The sequence below is a fragment of the Herbaspirillum sp. DW155 genome, from assembly GCF_037076565.1.
GTDB lineage: Bacteria > Pseudomonadota > Gammaproteobacteria > Burkholderiales > Burkholderiaceae_D > Herbaspirillum.
Genome location: NZ_AP029028.1, coordinates 2,583,693 through 2,601,202 on the forward strand (window position 1 = coordinate 2,583,693; position 17,510 = coordinate 2,601,202).

Below are 17,510 nucleotides of genomic sequence, written 5' to 3' on the forward strand. Positions count from 1 at the left end.
TATGGGCATCAATGTCTATACCGGCCTGATGGGCTCCGGAAAAAGCTATGAGGTGGTGGCGGAAGTCATTGTCCCGGCCATCGCTAAAGGGCGGCGCGTCGTTACCAATGTTGATGGGATCGATGGAGACAAGATTCGCGCCCACATTGAAAAGACGTACAAGCCTGTTCCCGAGCAATTGGGTGAGGTGGTGCATGTGACAAATGGTGATGTCGCGCTCGCCAATTTCTTCCCCTATTACGACGACAAGAAAGGCGCGCATACCGACACCATTGTGCAGCCTGGGGATTTGGTGTGCATCGATGAGGCGTGGCGCTTCTGGCCTGCCACTGGTGCGAATCTCTTGCAAGAGCATAAGAGCTTTTTCTTGGAACATCGGCATTTCACGCATGAGAAAACGGGAGTGGCCTGCGACTTGGTGCTGATGATTCAGGACATGTCCACGTTGAACCGCTTCGTAAAAAACGTGGTGGCGTTCCACATTCGCACGCACAAGAAAATATCGCTAGGCATGCCCACGCATTACAGCGTGTCGATTTTCGAGGGGAATAAACAGAGCAAAGCAGCGCGGATCAGTGTCGAGCTGCGCAAGTACCGCAAAGATATCTTTCCTCTGTATTCCTCCTTCAAGGGCGGTGCTGACGGGAAAATCGTCAATGTCGATAAGCGCCAAAACATGCTGGCGCGTAAAAAGATTTGGATGACAGCGGGGGTTCTGCTGGTGGCCTTGGTGGTTGGGCTGTACAGCATCAATCGTTTTTTTCACCCGAAGCCGGTCACCGAATCGACTCAGGCAGGGAAGCAAGACACGAACGCTAACAACGCCAAGCAATCTGCCGCACAGTCCGCGAAGCCTGCATTTTCCGATGCGTGGCGCATTGTAGGGACGGCGCGCTTCGGCACGACAAGCTATGTCGTCATCGCGGATGATGCGGGCCGTTTGCGCTATGAATCTCCCTCAATGTTCGTCCAGATGGGACCGCAGACCATTGGGGAAATTGATGGTGCCAAAGTGACGCGCTATTCCGGCGCGGTTATTCATCCAGTTCATATCGAGGGGAAGAAATGAAGCGCATGATTGCTGCATTACTGATGGCATACAGCGCGGTTGCAGCCGCTGCTCTTGCTGGCCCGTTGCTTCCTCTCATGCCTCTGTCTATGCCGCTTCCGGGCGGTGCACCGCCACAGTCCGATAGCGCAATGGAGTTCTCGCGGGTGCGTGTGGCCGAAGCGGTCGAAGCGATGTATACGCAGATACTCAAAACGCCCTACCTGATACAGCCTGAAGTCGTAGCCGATGAGCGGCTTGTCTCGTTCCGCTTCGGCACGGGCGTTTCTGCTCGATCTGAAGTCTCGCGATTCATGAATCTGCTTGGACTGTCTGTGCGCACGGTGAACGGTGTTGATATCGTCGGGACTGTGAAAGAAGTGGAGCCGGACAAAGAACCGTTCGTCTATCGACCGAAGTATCGGGATGTGACGTATCTGGTGGAGCTATTGCGCGGTCTTTTTCCAAAGGGAGAATTCACCTCCGCGCGTTCTATTCATGGCGCGCCGCAAGCGATTACGGCAGATGCAGCCACCGGCCAATCGAAGGCGCCCGCTCCGGCAGGTTCTGCCGCCTCGCTACTCGATACTGATCCCGATGCGTTGGTGTTCAATGGGACGGAACCAGACATCAAGAAACTGTCCGCGTTGCTTGCGCAACTGGATACGCGGCAAGGTGAGGTGATGGTACGCGGCCAGGTGTTTGAGGTGGCTTCCAATGGCGCGGAAGGTTCGGCGTTTTCTCTCGCGCTGCATCTGCTTGGCGGCACTGTCTCTACCGGGCTCTCTACCCCTTCCACGCTTGACGGTTTCGTGCGGATCAAGAATGCATCCATTGACGCCGTATTTGCAGCGCTCTCTAGTGACAGTCGCTTCAAGACTATTTCCGCACCTTCGCTGCGTGTGCGTTCTGGTGCCGCTGGCCGCTTCGCTGTTGGTCAGGATGTGCCTGTTCTGGGTGCAATCAGTTATCCGGGGAATGGAAGCGCTCCGGTGCAGTCGGTGGAGTATCGAAGCTCGGGCGTCATCTTCGATCTAAAACCGATTGTCCGAGAGTCAGTAGTGGATTTGACAGTCGGCCAGCAGCTGTCAAATTTCGTTGTCACGCAAACCGGTGTCAACAATTCGCCCACGCTGACCAAACGCGAAGTCAGTACGTCCTTATCGGTCGCTGACGGTGATGTCGTCATCATCGGTGGTCTTGCGGAGAACCGGGAAAGCTCCGGCCGCATTGGCTTCTCTTTCCTGCCTGATTGGATGCGCTCCAATACCGGCCAGAACAGCAAGACGGAAATTCTCTTGGTACTACAGGTATCGCGCTTGTAACTCAGGTGCGGATCAAACGCCCGTTCTTGAACTGGAAAATCGTATGCAGGATATAGCCATCGTAGTCCATGATCCGCGCCACCAGTTGGCGCATAGTCTTGCAGAAGAATTGACGGCCATCCGGACGTGTCCAGATGAAGGCCACGCCCTTGCGCATCAGATTGCGGAGGTACAACGTAAGACGCAATTGCTTCCACGGCGGGACGTAGTTGGACGGGGCCAGCGCCTTACGCGTGCGCTTGAAATGAGCGAAGTAAGGTTGATACGGGAAATGCAGCAGGGGCAGTTCTGGTTGTACCATGATCGCGCCTTCGAAGTGGTGTTAAAACTGACCGGGTTCCTAGATTCGGAGCCCTCCGTAAGACCGGCGGTTTCGGTCGTTTCTACTCCACCGCCTGCCGCCGTTTTCCTGAGTTCTTCGCCCGATGATCGAATAGACGGCGCATGAGGCTTTTGCCGCAAGGGGGAAGGTTTGTAAAAGCGCGGTTGCTGGCGCTTTTATGAATGCCCCCTTGCGGCAAAAGACGCGCCGGCTATCGTTCATCGAAAAGGCGGAGAACTCTGGAAAACGGTGGCGGGTTGATCGGAGAAACGGCCTCAACTGCCCATGAGTGCAAAGCACTCACAAGTCAGGTTTTATGCGGTTGATTAAAGGCGCTGCGGCGCTCGCTGAAGGCGGGGAATTTCCGTTACACGTAACGGAAAAGAGGCGTAGCAAGATCGCGCCGCCCGCAGCTTGCGAGGACGGCGCGAGCGAAGCGAGCGCCTAGACTTGTATTAAGCATACTTAACGGAAACAAGCCTGGCGCGGCGTGCCAAGGCAGACAAACCGAAAGAGCAAAAAGGGTAGGGAAGGGTAGTCCAGAAAAGAAAATGCCCTGAAAGGACTCGCGATCCGATCAGGGCGTTCATCCAACTAGCTGAGATAGGTGAATGAATGTCTGCAAGTTATACCCCGGATTTTGATCTGTCAAACGTTTCGTTTGATGCCTGCAACGAATTCGAACAAAAGGCTCCCGGCTGGAGCGATGAGGGCATCAGAAACACGTGGAATGACCGCTACGTCGCCCGCAAGGTCACATATCCAGATGGACAGATGGAAGTGACTGTCTGCCGTGAAAAACACTTCAAAGGCCCCGCTCCGATTATCGGCAAGCGCACTAAGCGCGGAGAATCTGAAAACCGCGAGCGAAACGAAGCTGTCGCCGCTCGCAATGCCAAGAAAAACGTAAGAGAGCGCTGCAAGTCCATTGGTGCTGATCGCATGATTACGCTGACTTATCGGGACAATATGGTTGACCGGGAAAAGGCGCTCAAGGATTGGGACAAGTTCCGGCGTCGCGTTGGAAAGTGCGTCGATTTCCACTACGTGGCGGTGATTGAGGAACAGCGGCGTGGTGCTTTGCATTTCCATGTGGCTGTGCACGGTCGTCAGTGCTATCAGCTCCTGCGCTCAATCTGGTCAAGCATCGTCGGACTGGATGAACAAGGGCGCTCGATGTCAAACATCGATGTACGCAATCCCTCAAAATTCGGCTTTGGGAAGTACGGCATACACAAGCTGGCCTCCTATATCGCGAAATACTGCGGTAAGCAGATGGAGTGCCGAGACTTCGATCAAAAGCGTTATTTCTCCTCTAGGGGGATTCCTAAGCCTGATGTCCATACTTGGAGCATTGCTAGTACCTGTTCGCTTGGCGCAGTTCAAACAGCTTTTATGATCGCTGGTGCCGGATTGTTGGATGGCGCGCAGTTTTGGTATAACAAGGCGCTCGATGTTATCTGGATTGCAACATGCCCTTATCATGGCGTGGGAACTTTGGGAGATATCCCTTTCTAGCTTTTTAATTCATCTGCGTGCCCAGGAGATTATTGCCAAATATTCAAACTTGGCTCCTGGCAAGATATAATTAGCTTGACTTAGTTCGTGTGTCAGGCTCACGCTGATCTAACTTTTAATCCACCGCGTTACTCTGCTCGCTTCTGGATTTTTTTGATTGCGGACTGTGTATCGTAAACGGTTGTAAGAAAACCAGACCCGAAGAACGTGTGAACATTCACAAAGCGAATTGTTAAATGAAACAACTCAATGGCGCTAAGTTTAATATCGAAAACCTCGGTTATATTAAACGGGGAGAGTTCGAAGTTAAGCCACTAACTTTGTTTTGCGGGAAAAATAACACCGGCAAAACATGGGCAATGTACGCTCTTTATGGTTGTCTCGATCGCCTCCCTAGCGGCATGCCTATTCCTGGCCTTGACGAAATCGTGTCTTCATTGATTAAAGAGGGCTCCGCCGTTTTTGATCTGCAGCTTCTGGTGCAAACTCATTATAAGGACTTAGCTCGCCTTATAAAGCGCGGTTGTCAATTGCGGCTGTCTACCATCTTTAATGCGGAGCAGGTTTCTTTTGATAACACGGTTATCGATTGGATGATATCCAAGGAGCAAATGCTCCACGTGATTATGACGGAGGAGCTGGATTTTAGACTGGAACTTGGCAAACAGGTTGATGCGCTGCGGCTTCTAAAACCTCGTGGAGAAACTACTGTTTCCATTACCTTGTTGGCGGAGAAACTTCCTGATCTAAAGCGTTATCTGTCAGATGTAATAGTTCGTTTTTTGCTGCAGCAAAAAGACGGAAGAAATGTTTTTCTTGTGCCAGCTGAGCGCAATGGGCTTCATTTATTCTTTAGAGAATTGAGCAGCCGGCGTTCTGCGCTGCTTCATCACGTCTCTCGCGAAGAGCTAGATGTGACAAAGCTGATTTCAGACATTATGAAGTCCCGCTATGCAGAGCCGATTGCAGATTATATAGATTGGCTTAATGGCCTTCGTACGCGTAGAAAAACTAAAGGTGCTGAATGCCATGATTCTGCAGACGCTCTTCGCAAGACGCTGATCGGAGGAAAATACGAGGTGGATTCTGAGGGCGTAATTTCCTTTACGCCTCGCAAAATTCGGGGGCAGCCATCTGCAGAAAAGATGTCGCTGCACCTTACATCTTCTGCTATCAAAAGTTTATTTGGTATTTGGTTTTTCTTGGAACATCAAGCTAAGCCAGGCGATATTTTGATGATCGATGAGCCAGAATTGAATTTGCATCCTGCCGCTCAGAGAGAGATAGCTAGACTACTGGCAGCGGTGGCTAATAAAGGTATTACAGTTATTGTCAGTACTCACAGTGATTATTTTGTGCGTGAGATTAATACGCTAATAATGCTTTCTAAGGCCCATCCTCGCCGCGACGAGCTAATGCAGAAATATGGATACGTCCCTGAACAACTTTTAGAGTTGGATGACGTCGGCGCATATTATTTTGACGAAACAGGAATTAATCCAATGCAGGTGAACGAGGAAGAGGGGATCTTCGTGGAAACTTTCGACCAAGTTATACGAGATCTGAACGATACAAGTGACGATATTTACTACCAATATCGTGACGACCAAGATTTATCTGATCTAGTTTGAGGGTAACGTGGGGGTGAAATTATTCCAAGGATTGGTGGCGCAGGCTTGGCATTTGGACAGGGACGGAAGTAAGTGGATTGTGAGAGAGGGGAATAAAGGCTCGAATAATAAAGAGGTTCATGTCCACGGGTGCTCTTGTGTCGCCTTTTCTCTAGACCAAAAAGGGAAAGATGCTTTTCCGATGTTAACTGGGAAGTTCCCGGGTATGAAAAGCGTATGTGACGCCATGATCGTCGCAGTCTGTGACGGTAAGACATATTTTTGCGCTATGGATCTAAAATCGTCCAGTGCTAACGGTGCGACTAAGCAATTGGAATCTGCGAGACGAACGTTTGAGTGGTTGGTTGGAATGGCTGACTTCACAAAAGCCTGGAGCAAGGGCGATTTGAGTCAGCATATTTTTTTTGGCATAGTTAACATGGCTCCGAGAAATATTGTCAGAAAGTCGACCTCACGTAGGTCGGCTGAAATCCCTCCGCCAGAGCCTTCTCCGTATGGCAACTACATGTACTTCAAATTGACAAATCACCCGAGGGTAGATTTATATTCTTTGATTAAAAGAATCGACCCTTAAAAAAGAAGCTCCATTGATTTGGGGCTTTTGTTGATTTGCATTGAAAACTGACCCACTTTCCCAGGAAATTTGCATCCAAAGTTGACCTTCGCCGCTACATCCGATCCGATGACAGCGAACCTGCTTATCCAGCAAGGCGCTCGCCAAGCTCGCTCGATGACTTCAGCGCCAGGCTCTCCGCTTGACTCAGCGCAGACGCGGTCAAATCTCGGAAGCAAAGAAGGACCCTGAAACAGATGTTCAAGGGTGCGTTGCGCTGAAAAGAAAAGCCCCGGATTCCGGGGCTTTGTGTTTGGTAAAGAGCAGGGCGCTTGTCAGTGGAAAATCTTAAACAAAATCCCCACGGTGCCAGCCAGCATAAAACCCAGCATCCATTTAAGCAGTTCGAATTGGCCGCGCACCTCCGCGAAGCTGGTTGCTACTGAGGCGAAGTTGTTTGATACTTCGGCTCGGAATGCGTTTAGGTCTGATTTGGTTACGAGTTCGCTGTTCATGGCTTCTGCAAGACCGGTTGCGTGGGCTTCGGCTTGGTCCCTGGGAATGCCAGCGGCTTCAAGTCGTTTGACGTATTCGTGAGTATCAAAGAGTGTAGTTGCCATTGGGCTGCTTTCAGTCAGTATAGCACCGTGTTAGCGGGCGCTGGTTTGGGTGAATTCGGTGTCTGGATTCGAGAGCGTTATCGAGGCGCTTACCGGGCTGGTTGGCTTGGGAAACGTCAGTACATCTGCGGTAGCGATGGCCAGCTTTGTCTTGAGCGGAGTGAAGCCCATTTGCCGGAGGCGATCCTGGTATTCGTAGTGCTGCAGCCTGAGGATTTCAGGAACCCACCACGGGATTTTTGTGCGGCCAGTTAGCCAATTTTGGACAGTTTTCTCTGATCTTTTTAGACGTTTTGCTATTCGACGCACGGAGTCGCCTTGCATCCAAAATTCTAATTCGCCTAGGTGGCCGTAGCGGGTGTTCGGATATCTCACGCTTCCTCCTGTTCTCAGTGATTGGGAATATGAGTGGCAAATGCAGATCAGTAGTTCTGCGATCGGTCTTTGCGCACTCGCTTTTGCTCGCCCGTCAAACTTCGCATAATTTGTATTTACCGAAACCGACGAATTAGTTACTGCGCCACTCGCTGTATTTGATTCCAGCAAGTGTTCGCCAAACGCAGTAACGCTTCAAAAGACGGCGAAAATTTATCGGTAATTGCGCTTAAATCTCTCTTGGTCAGCTTTCGATTCGCCTCATGCTCGGCCAGCACCAACAGCACCTTTTCTGCGTTTAGCCCCGTCTCTTTAACCAAAATTAAAGCCGTATGGAAGTCGGGGGTTCGCGTTCCTTTTACATAGTTGTCCAAGGTTTTTTGAGGAATTCCCCATTCTTTGGCAAGGCTGTTCACTGTTCGTCCCTTGACGGCCTTCGCTATTAATTCTTCGTAGTTCATATAAAACTCCAATTACAAAGTTTGTACGTTTGGGCTAACATTGGCCTCGAGTTAGCTCATTCGTACTTAGTTCATTTGAGCTATTCGTACGATATCACAAGTACGCGTGTACTAAGCGAAACGGCTAGTCTCGCGAATTTTCACTTTTTTCTATTCAGTCTAGAGGCTCGAAGAAAATGGCTAAATCCATCATTGAAATCATCCACGTTGTTCCTCTGTCCGGTGTCGGTAAAAAGTCCGGCAACGCTTACGACATGCGCTTTGCGCAATGCATCGTCCATCACGTCAACAAAGAGACCGGCCAAGTGGAGCCGCTTGTTGGTGAACTGCTCCTACCGAAGCAATACAACGATATTCCGCGAGGGATGTACGAAGTTGATTTCCGCCTGTCGGTTGCACAAGACAAGCGCATCCAGTCCGTGGTGGATTCCATCGTTCCCTACGTACCAAAGGCCGCACCAAAAGAACCAGCAAAAGCTGCGGCCTGACCATGAAACAGGCGGCGGATAAATTCACGGCGGATTTGTTTAGTAGTGGCCGCCGTGGCCGCCCGCCGAAGCTCGCACCTAAAACGAATGCACAACGTCAGCGCGAGTTTCGCCAGCGGCGCAAGTTCGATTTCCTAATTTCCGTTACGCGTAACGATCAATCCAATGCCTAAGTACGTCCTGTACTGCTCGCAAGATGCCGCGCCCACCGTTTCAGCAGACGGCAAGCTCTCGTGCGATGGCGGTACGGCGGCGCTACAGGTCGGATTGTTGGAAACAACATTGGATACGCCTGATGCGTCGTCGGTCGCTAGTGTTTGGGCTGCGGGTTTCTCTCTGGTGATGGTGTGTTTTCTGATCGGGCGGTCCATTGGCGCGTTATTGCAAATGATTCGGGAGGGATGATGTCAAGAGACGCGATCACGGGTTTATTGGCGGCTGGCGTTGCCGCTCTGTGGGTTCTGGATTTCGTTCTGATCTTCCGCGCCTTCTGCTAAAGATTTGCCTATGTTGGGCAAGCGCTGCCGGACGTTTCCGGCGTTTTATAGGGGTAAAACCATGCAAGTGCTCTCCAAGTTCAAGAAAGGTGTAGCCGTGGCCGCTGCTGGTCTGGCCGCAGTCGCCGCGGTGCCTGCTCATGCCGCTGGCTCCAGCGTTGATCTGAGTTCGATCACCGGTGCCGTCTCGTCCGGTGACATCGTGACCGGCGTGCTTGCCATCGGTGCGGTGCTGGCCGTGGTGCATGTGACCGTGAAAGCGGCCAAGCTGGTGATGGCGTTCCTGAAGTCGGCCTAAGGTTCGCGAAGCTGTAATCAGGGACGATGTAGCGCTGCATCGTCCTTTTTTTCGTCCATACGAAAAGGGGGAAGGCGTGAATTACTCGAACTGGTGGTATCTGATCGCATTCGCGTGGGGCATGGTTTGCGCGTGGGCGGTGGTCGTCGGACTTGAGGTTTCAAAATGAAGCGCGCCCATTTCCTCTTGCTCGTAGCGCTGTGGACCGTTTGGCTGGATGCGCATAGCGCTAACGTGCCTGTCTCGAAAGTACAGAATGCGCTGGCCGGTGTGATTCAAGCTAAAGCCGTATCCAACGGTATTTCCCCATCTGATCCCCGCTTGGCAAATACGTTGGTGCGTTCGTCTTATCCGCTCACGGATGCTGTGGTGAAGGCGACGCAAGCACAAGCTGCTGCCGGTGGCGCTGCTGCCGTCTCTAGCACGCTGGTAGCTTGGGGGACGGTCGGCGCGATTGTCATTGGTGCGCTTGCAGTGGCCGGTGCTGTTGGTTGGGCTATTGGCTATCTCGGGGCAAAGTGGTACTACGGTAAAAACGGAAGTGTGCAAGTTGGGGATAACCCTAGCTCGATCAACACGCCTGCGGGCCTTGCACCTCCGGATACGATTTATATTTTTTCCAATGCAGTAGCCGGTTCTCCGGATGGTGCGTGTTTAGGTGCGTCGTTTACCGACTTTACAATGTCAGGTGGACATGGCACGCAACGCGCTGTCATGAATTCTGATGGCAATTGCCACCTCATCCGCTACGTGATTCCTGATACGGGAAGTCCGTACACCATAGACATGGGGTCATTGGGTTTCCCACAGAAATCGTCAGGCAATAAAACTCTTTGCCCCGGCATCAAACTCACTGCTTCCAATGGAGTTTGTCCCGCTTCCAATTTCAAAGAGTTAGCTGCTGCCCCTTCGATGAGCGCTGCTGACGCGGCCAAGTCACTGTCTTCGTCTGATCTGGCAGCGCCTTTGCCAACGCAACCCATTGCCGATATCGCTAATGCAGCGTGGCGAAGCGCTGCAGGTTCGTCCGGCTATGATGGCTTGCCTTACGACGCTTCCAATCCGATCACAACGGGCGATGTCTCCAACTGGCAATCTTCGCACCCTGATTACTGGCCGACCGTTGGGGACTTTGTAACGCCCCAAAAAGCCACGCCGGTAGATCCGGGAACGGGCAATGTGACCAATCCGATTCCTAGCACTGGCCCTGTTTCTAGTTCTCCAGCCAGCTCTTCACCGTTTGGATTGCCTACCTCCAGCACTCCACAGTCGTCGGTCGATCCTTCTAGCTCGGCGCCGAATACTGGTACTAACCCTAGTACTCAGCCGCTAGAAAATCTCGGTCCTGATCCCGGCATTGGCGCGCCCTCATTGGAACCCATTCCAACGGCCACGCAAATTATTGCGCCCACGCGCAATATTTTTCCGACACTGAAATCCTTCGTCGTCCCTAGTGTGGATGTGCAATGCCCGACTTGGAGCGTTCCGGTCTTCGGCAAAGACATCGCTTTCAAGGATCACTGCCCCCTACTGGAGCAATCGAGGTCGTCTCTCTATGCGGCAATGGCCGTGGTCTACGCGCTACTTGCGTTGTTTATTGTGCTGCGCTCGTAAGGGGGACAAGACATGTTTGGCATCGTTCTATCGGCGCTCAATGCGGTCCTTGCCTTCGTCCTGCGGTCGATTATTGTTAAGTTCGTCGTGTTCTTCGCACTGTTCTTTGTGACGACTGAATTTATGGCCGTCATCGCGCAATTCCTTCCGACTGGCGATCAACTCACGAATGCCTTCGGCGGCATTCCGAATGCGGTCTGGTATTTCCTGAACCTATTCAATATCAAAGCCGGGATACCGCTGCTGCTGTCGGCCTACGTGACGCGGTTCACGATCCGCCGTATTCCGTTGATTGGCTGATTATGGGCATCAATGTCTATACCGGCCTGATGGGCTCCGGAAAAAGCTATGAGGTGGTGGCGGAAGTCATTGTCCCGGCCATCGCTAAAGGGCGGCGCGTCGTTACCAATGTTGATGGGATCGATGGAGACAAGATTCGCGCCTACATTGAAAAGAATTACAAGCCAGTTCCCGAGCAATTAGGCGAGGTGGTCCATGTCACGAACGGCGATGTTGCGCTCGCCAACTTCTTCCCCTATTACGACGACAAGAAAGGTGCGCATACAGACACCATCGTGCTGCCTGGTGATTTGGTGTGTATCGATGAGGCGTGGCGCTTCTGGCCTGCCACTGGTGCGAATCTCTTGCAAGAGCATAAAAGCTTCTTTCTAGAGCATCGCCATTTCACTCATGAGAAAACGGGAGTGGCCTGCGACTTGGTGCTGATGATTCAGGACATGTCCACGTTGAACCGCTTTGTAAAAAACGTGGTGGCGTTCCACATTCGTACGCACAAGAAAATATCGCTAGGCATGCCCACGCATTACAGCGTGTCGATTTTTGAGGGAAATAAGCAGAGCAAAGCAGCGCGGATCAGTGTCGAACTGCGCAAGTACCGCAAAGATATCTTTCCTCTGTATTCCTCCTTCAAGGGTGGCGCTGACGGGAAAATCGTCAATGTCGATAAGCGCCAAAACATGCTGGCGCGTAAAAAGATTTGGATGACAGCGGGGGTTCTGCTGGTGGCCTTGGTGGTTGGGCTGTACAGCATCAATCGTTTTTTTCACCCGAAGCCGGTCGCCGAATCGACTCAGGCAGGGAAGCAAGACACGAACGCTAACAACGCCAAGCAATCTGCTGCACAGCCCGCGAAGCCAGCATTCTCAGACGCGTGGCGGATTGTGGGGACGGCGCGATTCGGCACGACAAGCTATGTCGTCATTGCGGATGAGGCTGGCCGTCTGCGCTACGAATCTCCCTCGATGTTCGTGCAGATGGGACCGCAGACCATTGGGGAAATTGATGGTGCCAAAGTGACGCGCTATTCCGGCGCGGTGGTTCATCCAGTTCATATCGAGGGGAAGAAATGAAGCGCATGATTGCTGTATTACTGATGGCGCATGGCACGCTCGCGGTCGCTGCTCCTGCTGGCCCGTTGCTTCCTCTCATGCCTCTGTCTATGCCGCTTCCAGCCGGTGCACCGCTACAGTCCGATAGCGCAATGGAGTTCTCTCGGGTGCATGTGGCCGAAGCTGTCGAAGCGATGTATACGCAGATACTCAAAACGCCCTACCTGATACAGCCTGAAGTCGTAGCCGATGAGCGGCTCGTCTCATTCCGCTTCGGCACTGGCGTTTCTGCTCGATCTGAAGTCTCGCGATTCATGAATCTGCTTGGACTGTCTGTGCGCACGGTGAACGGCGTTGATATCGTCGGGATTGTGAAAGAAGTGGAGCCGGACAAAGAGCCGTTCGTCTATCGACCGAAGTATCGGGATGTGACTTATCTAGTTGAGCTATTGCGCGGTCTTTTCCCGAAAGGAGAATTCACTTCCACGCGATCCATTCATGGCGCGCCGCAAACCATCACTGCGGATGCAGCTACCGGCCAATCGAAAATGCCTGCTCCGGCAGGGTCTGCCGCCTCGCTACTCGATACCGATCCTGATGCGCTGGTATTCAATGGAACGGAAACAGACATCAAGAAACTGTCCGGGTTGCTTGCGCAACTGGATACGCGGCAAGGTGAGGTGATGGTACGCGGCCAGGTGTTTGAGGTCGCTTCCAATGGTGCGGAAGGCTCGGCGTTTTCGCTTGCGCTACATCTGCTCGGCGGCACTGTGTCTGCCGGGCTCTCTACGCCATCCACGCTTGACGGTTTCGTGCGGATCAAAAATGCATCCATTGACGCGGTATTCGCGGCGCTCTCCAGTGACAGCCGGTTCAAGACGATATCTGCACCGTCGTTACGTGTGCGCTCTGGTGCCGCTGGCCGTTTCTCAGTTGGTCAAGATGTGCCTGTGCTGGGCGCAATCAGCTATCCCGGAAATGGAAGCGCTCCGGTGCAGTCGGTCGAGTATCGCAGTTCGGGCGTGATCTTCGATTTGAAACCGATTGTCCGAGAGTCAGTAGTGGATTTGACAGTCGGCCAGCAGCTATCAAATTTCATTGTCACGCAAACCGGCGTCAACAATTCGCCCACGCTGACCAAGCGGGAAGTCAGTACGTCCTTATCGGTCGCTGACGGTGATGTCGTCATCATCGGTGGTCTTGCGGAGAACCGGGAAAGTTCTGGCCGCATTGGCTTCTCGTTCCTGCCTGATTGGATGCGCTCCAATACCGGCCAGAACAGCAAGACGGAAATTCTCTTGGTCTTGCAGGTGTCACGCCTATAAATCAGGTGCGGATTAAACGCCCGTTCTTGAACTGGAAAATCGTATGCAGGATATAGCCATCGTAGTCCATGATCCGCGCCACCAGTTGGCGCATGGTCTTGCAGAAGAATTGACGTCCATCCGGGCGCGTCCAGATGAAGGCAGCACCCTTGCGCATCAGATTGCGGATATGGAGCGTCAGACGCAGTTGCTTCCACGGCGGGACGAAGTTGGACGGGGCCAGCGTCTTACGTGTGCGCTTGAAATGGGCGAAGTAGGGCTGATACGGGAAATGCAGCAGGGGCAGTTCTGGTTGTTCCATGATCGCGCCTTCGAGGTGGTGTTAAAGCTGACCGGGTTCCTAGATTCGGAGCCCTCCGTAAGACCGGCGGTTTCGGTCGTTTCGACTCCTCCGCCTGCCGCCGTTTTCCTGAGTTCTTCGCCCGATGATCGAATAGACGGCGCATGAGGCTTTTGCCGCAAGGGGGAAGGTTTGTAAAAGCGCGGTTGCTGGCGCTTTTATGAATGCCCCCTTGCGGCAAAAGACGCGCCGGCTATCGTTCATCGAAAAGGCGCAGAACTCTGGAAAACGGTGGCGGGTTGATCGGAGAAACGGCCTCAACTGCCCATGAGTGCAAAGCACTCACAAGTCAGGTTTTATGCGGTTGATCTATGGCGCTGCGGCGCTCGATGAAGGCGGAGAATTTCCGTTACGCGTAACGGAAAAGAGGCGCAGCAAGATCGCGCCGCCCGCAGCTTGCGAGGACGGCGCGAGCGAAGCGAGCGCCTAGACTTGTATTAAGCATACTTAACGGAAACAAGCCTGGAGCGGTACGCCAAGGCAGACAAACCGAAAGTAGGAAGAGAGTAGGGAAGGGCAGTCCAGAAAAGAAAATGCCCCGAAGGGAGTCGCAATCCGTTCGGGGCGTTCATCCAACTAGCTGAGATAGGTGAATGAATGTCTGCAAGTTATACCCCGGATTTTGATCTGTCAAACGTTTCGTTTGATGCCTGCAACGAATTCGAACAAAAGTCTCCGGGCTGGAGCGATGAGGGCATCAGGAATACTTGGAATGATCGTTATGTGGCGCGTAAGGTCACATATCCAGACGGACAGATGGAAGTGACCGTCTGCCGTGAAAAACACTTCAAAGGCCCGGCCCCGATTATCGGCAAGCGCACTAAGCGCGGCGAATCGGAAAATCGCGAGCGCAATGAAGCTGTCGCCGCTCGCAATGCGAAGAAGAACGTAAGAGAGAGGTGCAAGTCGATAGGGGCGGATCGGATGATTACGCTGACCTATCGCGACAACATGGTTGACCGAGAAAAGGCGCTCAAGGATTGGGACAAGTTCCGGCGTCGAGTTGGGAAGTGCGTGGATTTCCATTACGTGGCGGTGATTGAGGAACAGCAGCGCGGAGCGTTGCATTTCCATGTCGCTGTACGTGGCCGTCAGTGCTATCAGCTTTTGCGCTCGATCTGGTCAAGCATCGTCGGACTGGATGAACACGGGCGCTCGATGTCAAACATCGATGTACGCAATCCCTCAAAATTTGGCTTTGGCAAAGACGGCATTCACAAGCTGGCCTCCTATATCGCCAAATACTGCGGCAAACAAATGGAGTGCAGGGACTTTGACCAGAAGCGCTATTTCGCCTCCAGGGGTATCCCTAAGCCCGATGTGCAGCGCTGGACCCTCGCTAGTACTGACTCTCTCGGCGCGGTGCAAACGGCCTTTGTGATTGCTGGAAGTGGGCTGTTAAACGGCGCTCAATTCTGGTATAACAAGGCGCTAGATGTTATTTGGATTGCAACAGCACCTTATCAAGGCGTGGGAACTTTGGAGACTGCTCCTTTTTAATTCTCCTAGTTGTTTTTATCACCTAAAGTTAAAAAGAATGAGGATGGGGGATGGCTACCTATAAGCAGATTCAACTTGATGTTAAAGCCAAACACGGTCTGACCGTCCAGTCTTGCTGGATAGCTCATGTAAAGGAACTTAATGGCCTGCAAACAAAGGCTGCGCCCAATCGTCGTTCCAGCGGGCGTGTTAAACCGTGTCCCGATCATGCCAGGCCGCTTATTGAAGCATCTATGCGTTACTTCGGAATGATTTGAGAGCTAATCGTTGGCCTAAATTTATGACAATGTGAAAGGGAAAAGATGACTTCGTCTTCTATTGATGCACCTATCCGGCAATACGTAGAACAAATCCAAGCTCTGGCAACCAAAGCCCAACAAGGCGAAGACGTCGCCAGTCGCCTAAAACAGACCGTTCGGGATGCCCTTCATCACTTTAGTGTCGTGGTGGTAGCCGACGAGAACGAATGCTCTCGCGAGTTTAGTCGCCAGCTTAACCTGATAGTAGATATCACCCCTGATAGTCAGCCAGCTTACCGACAAGCCATGCAGCAGGCGGCTTCCTATATTCCTAAAAGCTCGTTGAAATGAGCTTTAAAACGGCCCTGCTCCGTTCTTGTTATTTGCTAGCTAGACAGGCTCGGTCTGTACCTGTAAAAATAAAAAGCCCCGGAAATCCGGGGCTTTTTAATGGCGAAGAGCAGGGAGCTTGTCAGTGGAAAATCTTGAACAAAATCCCAACGGTGCCAGCCAGGACAAAGCCCAGCATCCATTTTAGAAGTTCAAACTGGCCTTTGACCTCGGCCCGGAACTCGTTCAAGTCTGTTTTTCTGACTAGTTCGTTATTCATAGCTTCTGCCAGTGCTTTTGCGTGGGCTTCGGCTTGATCCGTTGGGATTCCTGCGGCTTCAAGTCGTTTGACGTATTCGTGAGTATCAAAAAGTGTAGTTGCCATTGGGCTGCTTTCAGTCAGTATAGCACCGTGTTAGCGGGCGCTGGTCGGGGTGAATTCGGTGTGCTGGCTCGAGGGCTTTCTCGGTGCGCTTGTCGGTTCGGAGGGCTTCGGAAACTCTAGGATGTCGGCGGTAGCGATGGCCAGCTTTGTCTTAGGTGCTTTGAAGCCCATTTGCCTGAGTCGATCCTGGTATTCGTAGTGCTGGAGCCTGAGAATCTCTGGAACCCACCAAGGTATTTTCCGTTTGCCGTGCAGCCAGTCATGCACGGATCGCTCAGAGCGTTTTAGTCGCTTGGCGACGTCCTTCACCGAATGTCCTTGCATCCAAAATTCAAGTTCGCCTTGGTGACCGTATCTGATATTGGGATATCTCATATGGGGCTCGCGTTTTATTTAGTTGGGTGGATAAGTGGTTGCCAACAAAAATATGTTCCCAAATTACGAGAACTTATGCCGTTGCTTTCACTTCGCTGGAATATCGTCGATTTCGCATAATTTGTATTATGTAAAATGGTATTTATTGCCAGAGTAACAATAAAGCGCCAAACGATTCCTACCCTGTTTCGCACCTCAGAAAAGCCGCCGTTTTAGGTGGCTTTTTCTTCTTTACAAGTTCCCGTTATCTGACTGACAATTACCCTGCATTTTGCAAAATAGACAACTATGTGCCGTGACCTATTTGGGGAGGTTCCGGTGACCGAGGATGACGTCTATCGATGGGTACAGGCTATCTCGCCGCGCTGGCTCACACCGGAGCGCTCCTATCGCAACTACGTCCGCACCTGGGGCGTGGTCGATAAGATCAAGGCAGCAAAGCTCCGGGGGGACTTTGAATCCATCATAGACCGTCCGCAACCGGCATACCATGCAAGATTTGCTCTAAACGCCATCATCTAACGAGGAAAAAAAGAAATGAAGATGCAGCACGTATCCGCTATCGCCCTGGCCCTCATCCTGTCGGCCTGTGCATCCACCAAGCCCGCCAACGTCATGCCGATGGCCGGCGGCCAGTACAAGACAACGGGCCTCGGTGCCGCCCAGGAAGACGCACAGAAAGCCGCCCTTGACGCCGCCGAGGAAACTTGCGCCAAGCGCAAGATGCGCCATGTGGTGCAGAACGAGACCACCGCTTACAAGGGTGTCGTCAGCGAGGATACGAACCGCAACCTTGGCACGGTATCTGCTGTTCTCAGCTGGACGAAGTTCGGTAGCTTCCCGACCCTGCAGGCCGACGACGATTATCAAGTCACGCTCACCTTCACTTGCGAATCCTGATCCTACCTCGAGATACG

At 52.4% G+C, this 17,510-nt stretch carries 21 protein-coding genes; 15 read left to right on the forward strand and 6 right to left on the reverse strand.

Translation table 11 applies throughout. The annotated features are described in order from the left end of the window. The first annotated feature begins 1 nt into the window (after position 1). On the forward strand, positions 2 to 1,069 hold the full coding sequence (locus AACH55_RS11745; RefSeq protein ID WP_338719850.1) for a zonular occludens toxin domain-containing protein: 1,068 nt from the start codon (positions 2 to 4) through the stop codon (positions 1,067 to 1,069). Next, positions 1,066 to 2,373 (forward strand): type II secretory pathway, component PulD, encoded by a 1,308-nt coding sequence (locus tag AACH55_RS11750; protein WP_338719852.1) that lies wholly within the window; start codon positions 1,066 to 1,068, stop codon positions 2,371 to 2,373. Before AACH55_RS11745 ends, AACH55_RS11750 begins: the two co-directional genes overlap by 4 nt. A 1-nt stretch (position 2,374) precedes the next feature. Here the strand turns inward: AACH55_RS11750 and AACH55_RS11755 are convergent, their stop codons facing one another. After that, positions 2,375 to 2,674, reverse strand: coding sequence for a hypothetical protein (locus tag AACH55_RS11755; RefSeq protein ID WP_338719854.1), 300 nt, complete (start codon positions 2,672 to 2,674; stop codon positions 2,375 to 2,377). A gap of 636 nt (positions 2,675 to 3,310) precedes the next feature. On the opposite strand from AACH55_RS11755, the gene AACH55_RS11760 reads away from it, so the two are divergent. After that, a complete protein-coding gene (locus AACH55_RS11760; RefSeq protein WP_338719856.1) occupies positions 3,311 to 4,213 on the forward strand; it encodes a hypothetical protein in 903 nt (300 codons plus the stop codon). A gap of 236 nt (positions 4,214 to 4,449) precedes the next feature. After that, on the forward strand, positions 4,450 to 5,844 hold the full coding sequence (locus tag AACH55_RS11765) for an AAA family ATPase (protein WP_338719858.1): 1,395 nt from the start codon (positions 4,450 to 4,452) through the stop codon (positions 5,842 to 5,844). Positions 5,845 to 6,732: 888 nt separating this feature from the next. On the opposite strand, the gene AACH55_RS11770 is transcribed toward AACH55_RS11765, so the two are convergent. From AACH55_RS11770 to AACH55_RS11780, 3 genes are all read right to left on the reverse strand, one after another. After that, positions 6,733 to 7,017, reverse strand: coding sequence for a coiled-coil domain-containing protein (locus AACH55_RS11770; RefSeq protein WP_017453330.1), 285 nt, complete (start codon positions 7,015 to 7,017; stop codon positions 6,733 to 6,735). Positions 7,018 to 7,047: 30 nt separating this feature from the next. Next, positions 7,048 to 7,392 (reverse strand): hypothetical protein, encoded by a 345-nt coding sequence (locus AACH55_RS11775; RefSeq protein ID WP_338719861.1) that lies wholly within the window; start codon positions 7,390 to 7,392, stop codon positions 7,048 to 7,050. 137 nt (positions 7,393 to 7,529) lie between these two features. Then, entirely contained in the window at positions 7,530 to 7,853 is a 324-nt protein-coding gene (locus tag AACH55_RS11780) for a hypothetical protein (protein ID WP_338719863.1), read from the reverse strand. 176 nt (positions 7,854 to 8,029) lie between these two features. Here AACH55_RS11780 and AACH55_RS11785 point away from each other — a divergent pair, with 176 nt between their 5' ends. From AACH55_RS11785 to AACH55_RS11815, 7 genes are all read left to right on the forward strand, one after another. Beyond that, positions 8,030 to 8,341, forward strand: coding sequence for a hypothetical protein (locus AACH55_RS11785; protein WP_259435171.1), 312 nt, complete (start codon positions 8,030 to 8,032; stop codon positions 8,339 to 8,341). Between the two features lie 165 nt (positions 8,342 to 8,506). Then, positions 8,507 to 8,746: a hypothetical protein gene (locus AACH55_RS11790; RefSeq protein WP_338719869.1), complete on the forward strand. Its 240-nt coding sequence runs from the start codon at positions 8,507 to 8,509 to the stop codon at positions 8,744 to 8,746. Positions 8,747 to 8,899: 153 nt separating this feature from the next. After that, complete coding sequence (locus AACH55_RS11795; protein ID WP_338719871.1) at positions 8,900 to 9,136, forward strand: hypothetical protein; 237 nt, start codon at positions 8,900 to 8,902, stop codon at positions 9,134 to 9,136. A 165-nt stretch (positions 9,137 to 9,301) separates the two neighbouring features. Next, a complete protein-coding gene (locus AACH55_RS11800) occupies positions 9,302 to 10,750 on the forward strand; it encodes a hypothetical protein (protein ID WP_338719873.1) in 1,449 nt (482 codons plus the stop codon). Between the two features lie 12 nt (positions 10,751 to 10,762). Next, entirely contained in the window at positions 10,763 to 11,050 is a 288-nt protein-coding gene (locus AACH55_RS11805; protein WP_310839192.1) for a DUF2523 family protein, read from the forward strand. 2 nt (positions 11,051 to 11,052) lie between these two features. Beyond that, the gene (locus AACH55_RS11810; RefSeq protein WP_338719878.1) at positions 11,053 to 12,120 is read left to right on the forward strand and encodes a zonular occludens toxin domain-containing protein; all 1,068 of its coding nucleotides are present in this window, start codon (positions 11,053 to 11,055) and stop codon (positions 12,118 to 12,120) included. Next, positions 12,117 to 13,424: a type II secretory pathway, component PulD gene (locus tag AACH55_RS11815; protein WP_338719880.1), complete on the forward strand. Its 1,308-nt coding sequence runs from the start codon at positions 12,117 to 12,119 to the stop codon at positions 13,422 to 13,424. The genes AACH55_RS11810 and AACH55_RS11815 overlap by 4 nt, the downstream gene beginning before the upstream one ends. A 1-nt stretch (position 13,425) precedes the next feature. Here AACH55_RS11815 and AACH55_RS11820 read toward each other — a convergent pair whose 3' ends face one another. Beyond that, positions 13,426 to 13,725, reverse strand: coding sequence for a hypothetical protein (locus tag AACH55_RS11820; protein ID WP_338719882.1), 300 nt, complete (start codon positions 13,723 to 13,725; stop codon positions 13,426 to 13,428). A gap of 636 nt (positions 13,726 to 14,361) precedes the next feature. Here AACH55_RS11820 and AACH55_RS11825 point away from each other — a divergent pair. The 3 genes from AACH55_RS11825 to AACH55_RS11835 are packed head-to-tail and all read left to right on the forward strand — an operon-like array spanning position 14,362 to position 15,854. Further along, complete coding sequence (locus AACH55_RS11825) at positions 14,362 to 15,264, forward strand: hypothetical protein (RefSeq protein ID WP_338719883.1); 903 nt, start codon at positions 14,362 to 14,364, stop codon at positions 15,262 to 15,264. Between the two features lie 50 nt (positions 15,265 to 15,314). Continuing rightward, on the forward strand, positions 15,315 to 15,521 hold the full coding sequence (locus AACH55_RS11830; RefSeq protein WP_338719885.1) for a hypothetical protein: 207 nt from the start codon (positions 15,315 to 15,317) through the stop codon (positions 15,519 to 15,521). A 45-nt stretch (positions 15,522 to 15,566) separates the two neighbouring features. Further along, complete coding sequence (locus AACH55_RS11835) at positions 15,567 to 15,854, forward strand: hypothetical protein (protein WP_338719886.1); 288 nt, start codon at positions 15,567 to 15,569, stop codon at positions 15,852 to 15,854. 121 nt (positions 15,855 to 15,975) lie between these two features. Here the strand turns inward: AACH55_RS11835 and AACH55_RS11840 are convergent, their stop codons facing one another. Further along, entirely contained in the window at positions 15,976 to 16,218 is a 243-nt protein-coding gene (locus tag AACH55_RS11840) for a hypothetical protein (RefSeq protein ID WP_338719888.1), read from the reverse strand. A gap of 912 nt (positions 16,219 to 17,130) precedes the next feature. Between AACH55_RS11840 and AACH55_RS11845 the strand changes: the two genes are divergently transcribed. Continuing rightward, complete coding sequence (locus tag AACH55_RS11845) at positions 17,131 to 17,493, forward strand: hypothetical protein (RefSeq protein ID WP_338719889.1); 363 nt, start codon at positions 17,131 to 17,133, stop codon at positions 17,491 to 17,493. Positions 17,494 to 17,510: the final 17 nt, after the last annotated feature.

What these genes read in the sequence shown, in the direction of transcription:
- AACH55_RS11825 (WP_338719883.1), top strand. Translation starts at nt 14,362, where the DNA reads ATGTCTGCAAGTTATACCCCGGATTTTGATCTGTCAAACGTTTCGTTT.
- AACH55_RS11745 (WP_338719850.1), top strand. Translation starts at nt 2, where the DNA reads ATGGGCATCAATGTCTATACCGGCCTGATGGGCTCCGGAAAAAGCTAT.
- AACH55_RS11780 (WP_338719863.1), bottom strand. Translation starts at nt 7,853, where the DNA reads ATGAACTACGAAGAATTAATAGCGAAGGCCGTCAAGGGACGAACAGTG.
- AACH55_RS11805 (WP_310839192.1), top strand. Translation starts at nt 10,763, where the DNA reads ATGTTTGGCATCGTTCTATCGGCGCTCAATGCGGTCCTTGCCTTCGTC.
- AACH55_RS11840 (WP_338719888.1), bottom strand. Translation starts at nt 16,218, where the DNA reads ATGGCAACTACACTTTTTGATACTCACGAATACGTCAAACGACTTGAA.
- AACH55_RS11815 (WP_338719880.1), top strand. Translation starts at nt 12,117, where the DNA reads ATGAAGCGCATGATTGCTGTATTACTGATGGCGCATGGCACGCTCGCG.
- AACH55_RS11790 (WP_338719869.1), top strand. Translation starts at nt 8,507, where the DNA reads ATGCCTAAGTACGTCCTGTACTGCTCGCAAGATGCCGCGCCCACCGTT.
- AACH55_RS11820 (WP_338719882.1), bottom strand. Translation starts at nt 13,725, where the DNA reads ATGGAACAACCAGAACTGCCCCTGCTGCATTTCCCGTATCAGCCCTAC.
- AACH55_RS11750 (WP_338719852.1), top strand. Translation starts at nt 1,066, where the DNA reads ATGAAGCGCATGATTGCTGCATTACTGATGGCATACAGCGCGGTTGCA.
- AACH55_RS11760 (WP_338719856.1), top strand. Translation starts at nt 3,311, where the DNA reads ATGTCTGCAAGTTATACCCCGGATTTTGATCTGTCAAACGTTTCGTTT.
- AACH55_RS11770 (WP_017453330.1), bottom strand. Translation starts at nt 7,017, where the DNA reads ATGGCAACTACACTCTTTGATACTCACGAATACGTCAAACGACTTGAA.
- AACH55_RS11810 (WP_338719878.1), top strand. Translation starts at nt 11,053, where the DNA reads ATGGGCATCAATGTCTATACCGGCCTGATGGGCTCCGGAAAAAGCTAT.
- AACH55_RS11835 (WP_338719886.1), top strand. Translation starts at nt 15,567, where the DNA reads ATGACTTCGTCTTCTATTGATGCACCTATCCGGCAATACGTAGAACAA.
- AACH55_RS11755 (WP_338719854.1), bottom strand. Translation starts at nt 2,674, where the DNA reads ATGGTACAACCAGAACTGCCCCTGCTGCATTTCCCGTATCAACCTTAC.
- AACH55_RS11785 (WP_259435171.1), top strand. Translation starts at nt 8,030, where the DNA reads ATGGCTAAATCCATCATTGAAATCATCCACGTTGTTCCTCTGTCCGGT.
- AACH55_RS11795 (WP_338719871.1), top strand. Translation starts at nt 8,900, where the DNA reads ATGCAAGTGCTCTCCAAGTTCAAGAAAGGTGTAGCCGTGGCCGCTGCT.
- AACH55_RS11845 (WP_338719889.1), top strand. Translation starts at nt 17,131, where the DNA reads ATGAAGATGCAGCACGTATCCGCTATCGCCCTGGCCCTCATCCTGTCG.
- AACH55_RS11830 (WP_338719885.1), top strand. Translation starts at nt 15,315, where the DNA reads ATGGCTACCTATAAGCAGATTCAACTTGATGTTAAAGCCAAACACGGT.
- AACH55_RS11765 (WP_338719858.1), top strand. Translation starts at nt 4,450, where the DNA reads ATGAAACAACTCAATGGCGCTAAGTTTAATATCGAAAACCTCGGTTAT.
- AACH55_RS11800 (WP_338719873.1), top strand. Translation starts at nt 9,302, where the DNA reads ATGAAGCGCGCCCATTTCCTCTTGCTCGTAGCGCTGTGGACCGTTTGG.